Below are 6092 nucleotides of genomic sequence, written 5' to 3' on the forward strand. Positions count from 1 at the left end.
ACATCAAGGGAATTCTGGCGCTGGGAGGGGTGGAAACCACCGGGAGCGCTCCTTGATCACACTTTTAGGCAGCCCTGCCTGGGGGCCCCAGCCCGAACAGGCCGCCGAGATCCATCTCTGGCTTGGCTTCTTCCCGGTGAGCTGGCAGCAGCTGCCCGATGTCGTGCTGCTTGAGCAGCAGATCGCCACGATCCACCAGCACCAGGCCGGCAGTTTCACAGCCCTGCTCACCGCGATGGTGCGCGATCCGGCCCTGCAGCTTTCGCTCAATGGCCCGGCTAATCATCGCGGCAACCCCAACGAAAACTTGGCCCGCGAGCTGCTGGAGCTCTTTTCCCTCGGAGAGGGCCACTACAGCGAAGGCGATGTGCGAGAGGCGGCCCGTGCCCTCACCGGCTACCGGCTTACGGCCGATCGGCAGCTGGAGCTCGATCCCCGCCGCCATGATCCCGGCCCCAAAACCATCCTCGGTCGCACTGCTGCCTTCGATGGGGTCAGCCTGGCCGGCTGGCTGGCCCAGCAGCCCGCCACCGCCCGCCACATCACCACGCGCCTCTGGCTGAGGCGGGTAGGCACATCGCCGCCCCCCGCGAGGCTGGAGTCACTCGTCAACGGCTGGCGCCAGCAGCAGCTCGCCATCCCCTGGTTGCTCCAGGCGATTGAGGCCAGCCCGGAAGCGAACCGCAGCCGCCAGCAGGGCCTGCGCCTGGCCGATCCGGTCGAGGTGGTGGCCCGCAGCCTGCGGCTGCTCGGCAGTCGCCATCCCGATGCCCTGGCCATCAGCCTGCGCGGTCTGCGCGCCATGGGCCAGGCGCCCTTCGAGCCGCCTTCAGTGAAGGGCTGGCCCCACAACGCCCAATGGCTGAATCTGCGCTGGCTGCAGGCCCGCCGCCGCAGCCTCCAGGCCCTGCTCGCCGATGAGGAGGTGTGGGCCAGCGGCCAGCCTCACGCCGATTCCGCCCCTGGGCCTCGCCCTGCCCGCCGCGCCCACCCGTTCCAATCTCTCAGCCCTGTTTTCTGCTGCCGCCGCCACCGGCACCGCCCCATTACGTGCTGGTGCTGCTGGAGCTGCCTGCGGCCGAGGCGTTGCCTCTGGCTGCAGGCCTGACTGTCCGACGACAATCTCCCCCATCGGCTATCAGACCAACCTGATGGTCTTCGGTCCCGGCAGCTACCGCTTCCTTGATGTCCTCCTCTACGGCTGTACGCTTTCGCTCCTCTATGTCCTAACCGTGCCGGCTCTGGTGTTGGGGTTGGGGTGAGCTCAGGCGTTGGCGGCAAGCCAGGAGGCCAGGTCGTCGGGACCGCTGAAATCCAGCAGCGCCTCAGCCAGGGCCTCAAGCTGCTCCAGCGGCAGCGCCTGGATGCTGGCAGTGGTGGCTTCGCTCAGGGGGCCGCAGCGGCGGTTGAGCTGACGCAGAGCCACCTTGGCGGCTTCCCGGGCTTCTCCGCGGGCTTCGCCTCGCGCCTCACCAAGGCCAAAGATTTCCTGGTAAGCCTTGCTCTGGCTGAGGTCCTCAAGGGTGATGCCGCCCATGGCGCAGATCTCCGGGATGCTCTTGTCGCGGAACCGTGTGATCAAGATAGCCGATATCAACGGCAGCACCTCGGCTGCCACGGGATCTGTGAATGCCTGCTGGTGCAGGGCGTCGCTGATGCGGCGCACCTCGCTTTCGGGCTCGAGCAACAGGCTGAGCACGCGGGCCAGGGGCGTGATCGGCGCCTGGCCGTCCCTGGGCTGCAGCTCCACCCACAGCACCCGCCGTTCCACAAATTCCTGCACGGGTGTAAGGGCACCGAACTGGAGTCCGCGATGCGGGCAGATCACCACCACGCGCCAGTCACCATTCCAGGCCTGCTGCTGCAGGAAGCGGCCGGTTTCGGCATAGAGCCGCAGTAGAAACCCCGGATCAGGGGCCATCTGCGCTTCCAGCACTACCGCCGGTAGATCAGGCCGCTGCGGCGGCGGCGAGAAGCTGTAGCCGCCCGCATCAGCCGGCAGATCATCCAGCCAGCGCAGGATCAGATCCGGGTTGCTTTGGAACAGGAAATAGAAGAGCTTGTCGCTCGCCAAGGGGCCGGAGTGAGGGCAACCGAGGCAGTCTGCTGCGTTGCGGTGATGATGGAAGCGAATCCATCACCCAGCCCTCCCATCAGCTGCTCTGCCCTTCCCCCGCAGCAGCGCTCCGTCTGCCGGCGGGAGCGGTCCCAGGCGCTGCAGAGCCAGTGGCTGGCCACCCTGGCCTGGGGCAACGCCACGATTTCTGCTGCAGAAGCAGCTCGCATCCAACTCTGGCTTGGCTTCTTCCCGGTGAGCTGGCAGCAGCTGCCCGATGTCGTGCTGCTTGAGCAGCAGATCGCCACGATCCACCAGCACCAGGCCGGCAGTTTCACAGCCCTGCTCACCGCGATGGTGCGCGATCCGGCCCTGCAGCTTTCGCTCAATGGCCCGGCTAATCATCGCGGCAACCCCAACGAAAACTTGGCCCGCGAGCTGCTGGAGCTCTTTTCCCTCGGAGAGGGCCACTACAGCGAAGGCGATGTGCGAGAGGCGGCCCGTGCCCTCACCGGCTACCGGCTTACGGCCGATCGGCAGCTGGAGCTCGATCCCCGCCGCCATGATCCCGGCCCCAAAACCATCCTCGGTCGCACTGCTGCCTTCGATGGGGTCAGCCTGGCCGGCTGGCTGGCCCAGCAGCCCGCCACCGCCCGCCACATCACCACGCGCCTCTGGCTGAGGCGGGTAGGCACATCGCCGCCCCCCGCGAGGCTGGAGTCACTCGTCAACGGCTGGCGCCAGCAGCAGCTCGCCATCCCCTGGTTGCTCCAGGCGATTGAGTCCAGCCCGGAAGCAATCCGCAGCCGCCAGCAGGGCCTGCGCCTGGCCGATCCGATCGAGGTGGTGGCCCGCAGCCTGCGGCTGCTCGGCAGTCGCCATCCCGATGCCCTGGCCATCAGCCTGCGCGCCATGGGCCAGGCGCCCTTCGAGCCGCCGTCGGTGAAGGGCTGGCCCCACAACGCCCAGTGGCTCAATCTGCGCTGGCTGCAGGCCCGCCGCCGCAGCCTCCAGGCCCTGCTCGCCGATGAGGAGGTGTGGGCCAGCGCCCAGCTGCCCGCCGAACTGCCGGCCAGCCTCACGCCGATTCCGCCCCTGGGCCTCGCCCTGCCGGCCGCGCCCACCCGTTCCAATCTCTCAGCCCTGTTTGCCGATCCCGTGTGGCAACTGGCATAACCATCAGATGAAGCGCCGCTCCCTGCTCTCGCTCTTGCTCGCCAGCTCCGCCGGTGCTGCCTTCGCCGGTGGACGCTTGGGTTCGGTTGGGGCTGGTTCGCCCCGCAGCCGCTCGGTGCTGGTGCTGCTGGAGCTGCGCGGCGGCAACGACGGCCTCAACACCCTGGCCCCGATCGCCAATCCCATCTACCGCCAGGCCCGGCCCACCCTGGCGCTCAATCGAGACGAGGCCCTGCCCCTGGCCTCGGGCCTGGCGCTGCATCCCGCCCTCGCTCCGCTTCTGCCCCTCTGGCAGAGCCAGCGACTGGCCTTTGCCCTCGGGGTGGGCTGGCCTCGGCCCAACCGCAGCCACTTCAAGGCCGCCGATCAGTGGGCCACCGCTTCCCCCACTGGTGAAGGCACGGGCTGGCTGGCGGCTGCCCTCGATCAGCGCCAGCACCCAGGTCCGCTGCTGGCCCTTGCCCCGGCTGGCTGCCCGGCCATGGAGGGGGGCGAGGCCCTGGCCCTGCAGCTCTCGCCCGCCGAACTGCGCGGCCGCCCCGGTGCCAGCTTTGATCCAGCAGAGGCCGGCGCCAATGCCGTGCTGCGCCAGATGCTCGCCCTCGAGCAGGCCGGCGCGCAGCAGCTGCAGCGCCTGCGCCGTGAGCTGGCGCCCCTGCCCCCTGGCCTGGAGTTGCCCCGCAGCGGCCTCGGCCAGCAGGTGGCCCTCGCCCTGCACCTGATCGGCAGCGGCGTCTGCCCTCCCGTGCTCCAGCTCGCCCAGGGCGGCTACGACACCCACGCCCACCAAGCGGCTCGTCACGGCCGCGTGCTCAGCGAACTTGCCGCCGCCCTGGCCGCCTTGGCCACTGGCCTGGAGCGCCTGCCCAACCGCCCGGCCGTCACCGTGCTGGTGGTGAGTGAATTTGGCCGCCGCCTGCGCGAAAACGGCTCCCGCGGCACCGACCATGGCAGCGCTTCGGTGGCCCTGGTGTTCGGCGAGCAGCTGCCCGATCGCTTGCTTGGCCGTTACCCCAGCCTCAGCCAGCTGGACGACCGCGGCGACCTGATCCCTGGCATCAGCCCACCTGCGCTCTACCGGCAGGTGCTGCAGGTGGCGAGGGTTTGAGGATCAGTTGACGTGTTCTGGCGGGATGGCAGGTAACAGATCGCCGTTGCAAGCTTGTTCGGCAAAAGTCAGGGCTGATTTCAGGCGATCCCATTGCAGCGCTGCGCTGAGTTCAGCCTCCCTCAGCACAATCACTCCGGGATGCAGAGCGCGGCGTAGTCCAGCTCTGTGCGGGAAACGCCAGCACGCAACTGCTCCACCACACCTTGGGGTCGCTGGAGCAACCGGTACCGGTAGCGAAGTTCCCGGCTCACCGCCGAGAGATCCGTGCTCAACGGCACGGCGCCGCACATCATCAACTGGCCTTCCCGCCGCAACCAGCTGCCCTGCGTCGGCCTGCGGAGGGTCAGACCTGAACTTCTGGGGTTCCCCGGATCATCACAGCCTGCGGCTAGGCATCGGCGCCGATCAACGCCGCTCCAGATACCAGCCCAGCTCGTTGCCGATCCGGGTTGGATCAATCGCGTACCGCCGGTCGTGACCAGTCAGCAGGTCATCGAGAGCACTGCAGATCACTTCCACCACCTCTTTGTTCGTGCGTTCCCCATGGCCGCCAGAAGCAGCGCATCCACGTGGTCTTCCACATAGAGCCAGTCGCGCACACCTACACCATCGCCGTAGAGGGGGGCAGCTTCTCGGCAAATTGCCAGGGGCCGTAGTTATTGCTGCAGTTGGTGAGCACTGGCCGCCTTATGGGCCCGCAGCAGATCGCCACTATCCGTCAGCACCTGGGCGGCAGCTCGCGCTCAACGGCCCGATCGAGCGCTCAAAGCAGAGAACGAAGCAGCTGTAGACGCAGTCGGCCCTAGGCCAAAGAGAGACATCGCGATGCCATCGTCGACCCATGTATTGCGAAGGCTCTTGAAGATTTGCGCAGTACCTTGCGAGAGTCGCCGATCAGCCGCAGCAGCAAATGAACTGGATGCCCTAAATACTTCCGGCCTGAGAAGAATTTATGGCAGGGGCGAGGGCAGATGACCACAATGCCTGTGCTGTTGCGCTACAGCCTGCGTGCCAACTATGTCCGCCACGATCTATCTGCACTGGGCCGCCACCCCCTACAGCAGGGGCTGGCTCGCGTCCGCCGTGACACCGGTATCAGCGCCCGCGACGGGGAGCTTTGATGTAGTGCCCACCTTTCGCGAAGACCAGGTGCAGCCGGCTGTGGGTTGGCCGTTGTTCGAGATGACGTTGCAGAGCGGCAACGCGCCGGTGATCCTGCGCGGCATCCTGCGCGAGAACCGGGCCTGGTGTCGGGTGCTGGAATTTGCCGAGGAGTTCGGCATCAGTGTGAGCTTCCAGCCGTTCAGGCTGCTGGAGAGGCGGGGTGGCTGAGTGCCACAAGCAGCCAGGAGTCTGCTGGCGCAAATGCTAATTGAGATCCCAAGTAGCTTTAGCTAACCCAAGCAGCACGACCCGAATATCTAGTTGACACCGAGCAACCTTAGTTGACATCAAGCAACCAAGGATAGCGAGCGCTTGCTGTATTGGAACGACCCGGAACTGGGCGCTCCAAGACATATATAAATCCTTGTCGGTGACTGCCAGGAAGATCTTTAGAACCGTCTTTAACTTTTTACAACCTTTATAGAATCAAGAGCTCTTGCTATTTTCCCAGGTCCTGCCTGTCCAGTTTCCCCTCAGTCGGGACCAGTTTAATTGATCAACATGTGCAATTTTGATACTTTTGTAACCTTGCCGCTCAAGTTCTTATTATTCGCTGCCACCAGGGATCCAGCAGCAGCTGTTGAC

General features: G+C 66.1%; 7 protein-coding genes and 1 pseudogene. 5 read left to right on the forward strand and 3 right to left on the reverse strand.

Going from position 1 to position 6092, the window contains the following annotated elements; translation table 11 throughout:
• On the forward strand, positions 1-1108 hold a 1108-nt coding region (locus AC01FP_RS15465; RefSeq protein ID WP_474481568.1), incomplete at its 5' end, for a DUF1800 family protein.
• Positions 1109-1264: 156 nt separating this feature from the next.
• Here AC01FP_RS15465 and AC01FP_RS15470 read toward each other — a convergent pair.
• Entirely contained in the window at positions 1265-2074 is an 810-nt protein-coding gene (locus AC01FP_RS15470; RefSeq protein ID WP_474481569.1) for a DUF2887 domain-containing protein, read from the reverse strand.
• Here AC01FP_RS15470 and AC01FP_RS15475 point away from each other — a divergent pair.
• Positions 2039-3232, forward strand: a complete 1194-nt coding sequence (locus tag AC01FP_RS15475; RefSeq protein ID WP_474481570.1) for a DUF1800 family protein — start codon at positions 2039-2041, stop codon at positions 3230-3232. The genes AC01FP_RS15470 and AC01FP_RS15475 overlap by 36 nt on opposite strands.
• A 7-nt stretch (positions 3233-3239) precedes the next feature.
• Complete coding sequence (locus tag AC01FP_RS15480; RefSeq protein ID WP_474481571.1) at positions 3240-4340, forward strand: DUF1501 domain-containing protein; 1101 nt, start codon at positions 3240-3242, stop codon at positions 4338-4340.
• 131 nt (positions 4341-4471) lie between these two features.
• On the opposite strand, the gene AC01FP_RS15485 is transcribed toward AC01FP_RS15480, so the two are convergent.
• Positions 4472-4621: a hypothetical protein gene (locus AC01FP_RS15485; RefSeq protein WP_474481572.1), complete on the reverse strand. Its 150-nt coding sequence runs from the start codon at positions 4619-4621 to the stop codon at positions 4472-4474.
• Between the two features lie 145 nt (positions 4622-4766).
• Positions 4767-5022: pseudogene (locus tag AC01FP_RS15490) on the reverse strand (NAD-dependent epimerase/dehydratase family protein); the annotation flags it as partial.
• Between the two features lie 292 nt (positions 5023-5314).
• Between AC01FP_RS15490 and AC01FP_RS15495 the strand changes: the two are divergent.
• A complete protein-coding gene (locus AC01FP_RS15495; protein ID WP_474481573.1) occupies positions 5315-5464 on the forward strand; it encodes a hypothetical protein in 150 nt (49 codons plus the stop codon).
• 4 nt (positions 5465-5468) lie between these two features.
• Entirely contained in the window at positions 5469-5675 is a 207-nt protein-coding gene (locus AC01FP_RS15500) for a hypothetical protein (protein WP_474481574.1), read from the forward strand.
• Positions 5676-6092: the final 417 nt, after the last annotated feature.

The organism is Cyanobium sp. NIVA-CYA 375, from assembly GCF_056108345.1.

Bases quoted from the DNA above. Each gene is read 5' to 3' on its own strand.
- AC01FP_RS15480 (WP_474481571.1), top strand. From the start codon at position 3,240: ATGAAGCGCCGCTCCCTGCTCTCGCTCTTGCTCGCCAGCTCCGCCGGT.
- AC01FP_RS15495 (WP_474481573.1), top strand. From the start codon at position 5,315: ATGACCACAATGCCTGTGCTGTTGCGCTACAGCCTGCGTGCCAACTAT.